We start from the raw sequence: 3,578 nt of genomic DNA on the forward strand, positions 1-3,578 counted from the left end.
GAGTTCCAGTACCTCAGTAATATGATAAGGTACACTCCCTTCCAACTGGTCGATAAACCACAACCGCTCCTGACTGAATGACAATGGAATACGGTCCGGCCGGGATTGCACAGTAAATGCCGGTAATAAAGCATCAACGTCTTTCCCTTCTAAATATGCCGCCAGCGTTGCAATCGTAGGATAAGTAAACAATTCTTTGACCGCAAGCTCTATCAATAACTCTTTACGTATAGCAGCCGCCAATCGCATAGCCAATAATGAATGTCCACCCAGATCAAAGAAATTATCATATACTCCGACACGTTCTACTCCCAGTAATTCCTTCCAGATGAGTTCCAGCAGCTGTTCTGTTTTATTACGGGCAGCAGTAAATGCGACAGAGGTCATTTTTTCTTCCTCAACATCCGGTAAAGCTTTTCGGTCAATCTTACCATTAGAAGTCAGCGGGATCTCCTTCAGCTCTACCCATAATGCAGGAATCATATAGTCTGGTAAATGTCCCTTCAACCACGACTGTATATCCTCTTTATCAAATATTTCCTGACTTAACACATAGCCAACAAGCCGTTTATTACCTGTATGATCAGCTTTCGCCAGCACCACACACTCCGCTATCTGTGGATGTTGTCTTAATATATTTTCAATCTCTCCCAGCTCTATGCGATACCCACGGATCTTAACCTGGTCATCTATTCTTCCCAGATATTCCAGATTACCATCTGGCAGCCACCGCACCAAATCTCCGCTTCTGTATAATCTTTTTTCGGCATCAAAAGGGTCAGTTATAAATTTCTCCGCCGTTAATGCAGGTAAGTTTAAATATCCTCTTGCGAGCTGAGGACCTCCAATGCATAATTCTCCCGGAACACCTATAGGAGAAAACCCTAAATTGGCATCCAAAACATACACTACACTATTTAAAACAGGTTTACCAATAGACGGTAAAATAGCTCCCTCCTGATCAGATAACTGGTAACTGGTAGTGACAATTGTATTTTCTGTCGGACCATAATTATTAACCAGTATACACGACAGATCAGTTGTATTCACAGCGGGTAAACGATCCCCGCCAGTAAGCAGGAATTTCAGACTGGTTTCCCGTTTGTTTAAGGTATTGATCATTTCTGTCACCAGACCTGTAGCCATGAAACTATGCGTAATGGAAGCCGAAACAAAATACTTCATCAAATCTTCAGGTGAGATGCGGATATCATCATTCAGTAGATGTACAGTACTTCCTGCCGATAAATAAGGCCATATTTCCCATCCGAAAGCATCAAAACCTACACTGGCCATCGAGGTACTCTGGCTTTCAGCTGTTAGTTCGTATGCTGCAATATGCCAGTGAATCAGATTCACCACACTATGGTGTTCTATCATTACCCCTTTAGGCCGCCCCGTAGAACCCGAAGTATAGATCACATAGGCCAGGTCACTGGATTTTATATCATAAGTCATTTGAACTACAGGCTGCTGTTGTAAAACAGCACTTAGATCATCAAGGCAAAACACTTCAATTTCTTTCTCCTGATCATTACATAAATAAGCATAAGATGTTGTGGTCAATACGAATTGACAATTACAGTCTGCCAATACATAAGCAATCCGCTCTTCCGGATAACTCGTATCAACCGGAACATAAGCCCCTCCCGCTTTCAGTATTCCCAGTATACCAATAATCATTTCCAGACTTCTGTCTATGCAAATCGGGACAAGAGATTCCCGATCAACGCCTTTATTTTTCAGGTAATGTCCTAATTGACTGGACCTTTCGCTCAGTTCCCGGTAAGTTAATCTGTTATCTCCGCTCACCAGTGCAATATGATCCGGTGTACGGTTAACCTGCTCTTCAAATAAATCGACCACTGTCTTTTCTGCCGGCAGCAAATATTCATTGGCGAGGTTGCTAAACAAGTTAAGCTTAAGATATTCCGGAGTCGTGACGATATTATTCTTCATCAGACTCTCGTAGTGTTCGAGATAGGCCATTAACGCTTCATCAAAATAAGCATGAATTTCCTCCAGACTCTTGCCAGACAGCAATTTTTTCCGTAGACTATAGTTGACAACCAAATGATCAGCAGTTAAATTTGTCGTACAGTCCAGATAAGTATTGGTTAACTCATAACCATCAATCGCTAAAGCCTCATTATCCGTTTCGGACATACTTTCTTTAAGTACTTCCTCATCCAGTTTTTCATAAACATGGAAGTTCACAAAATTAAATATGGCATCAAAAAAAGGATTTCCGTCAACTGATGGTTCATTTACAATTTTTGTAATTTCTAAAAGACTGGTCCTGTCCCTTTCTTTAAGCTGAAATAACTTATGTTCAATCTGCTCAAAGTAACTGCGCCAGGTAGAAACAGTGCTTCCTTTTTCAAATCTCGCCGGACTTGTATTTAAAAAGCAGCCCAGTAATTTATCACCGTCTTCTAAGATTGGTCTGTTATTGGTCACCAGCCCGACAGTTAGCTCATCTTCATAAGTAAGAATACCCAGCGCAAATAAATAAGCGCCAAGGAAAAGTCCTTTTAAGGAGATATTGTCCTGCTTTGTTTTCTCCTTCAGCTTCTCGAGAAATTGGATATCATACTCTTTGACAAAGGTCCGATACTGATCTTCAATGGAAAAGATATTCAGTCTTTTATAACCCGATAATTCTTTTTTCCAGAATTCCGTGTTACTTTCATCCCTTTTTGCCACGAGATTTTCGATTACATAATCTTTATAATTACACTTTAGTAATGTCGTTGAAACAAAATCCTTCTCCGTGCTCAGGCTGGTACATAACTGATACAGTTCAGTATTAAAGGAAGCTACACTCCAGCCATCAAGGATCGCATGATGAAACTGGAATACAAGCATATTATATTTATCCCATCCAAAAACAGAGGCTCTCCATAATGGAGCCTTCTGCATTACAAATGGCCTGTTACGTTCTTTGGCCAGATAGGCTTCCATTATATTTTTGATATCTTCTGAACGAACAGCAGTAATATCAAAATAATCAATTTCAGCAGCTATAGTTTTATAAACTATCTGCAAATCTTCACTAGCCACATCCAGAGAAAAAGCTGTTCTTAAGATACTGTGCTTTTTAACCAGGATATCAAATGCCTTTTTGATTATTTCCTGATTAAAATTCTTTGGAATTTTAATCACAAACTGATCGTGATAAAGTGCTTCCTCAGGATTTAATAACGAAGCATACACCATTCCCCGTTCAATATCACTCATCGGATAAATATCCTCTATCTGATCAGCGTCAGTAAATGCAGGTAAAGCCAGTTCTTTAAGTCTTTCGAATTCATCTCTGACCTCCTGATAAACCTGTAATTTATGTTCGTTTTCGGCTGTATTATCATCAATCAGCACTGCTAACTGCGATAATGTGTTTCCTCTGTATACATCAAAGACACTTACCCGTTTACCGAATACATCAGCTATTTTACTAACTACTCTGATTACACGGATCGAATCTCCCCCCAGTTCAAAGAAATTATCATGGATACCAGCCTGTTCTATTCCCAGTAATTCCTGCCAGATCTCAGCCAGTTTTTGCTCCGTTTCATTAC

1 protein-coding gene is annotated in these 3,578 nt (G+C 40.0%); it reads right to left on the bottom strand.

The genetic code is table 11. The annotated features are described in order from the left end of the window. Nucleotides 1–3,578: non-ribosomal peptide synthetase (locus HDF25_RS25670; RefSeq protein WP_184629276.1), on the bottom strand; the 3,578-nt coding region annotated here is incomplete at both ends.

The organism is Pedobacter cryoconitis, assembly GCF_014207135.1.
Lineage (GTDB): Bacteria > Bacteroidota > Bacteroidia > Sphingobacteriales > Sphingobacteriaceae > Pedobacter > Pedobacter cryoconitis_D.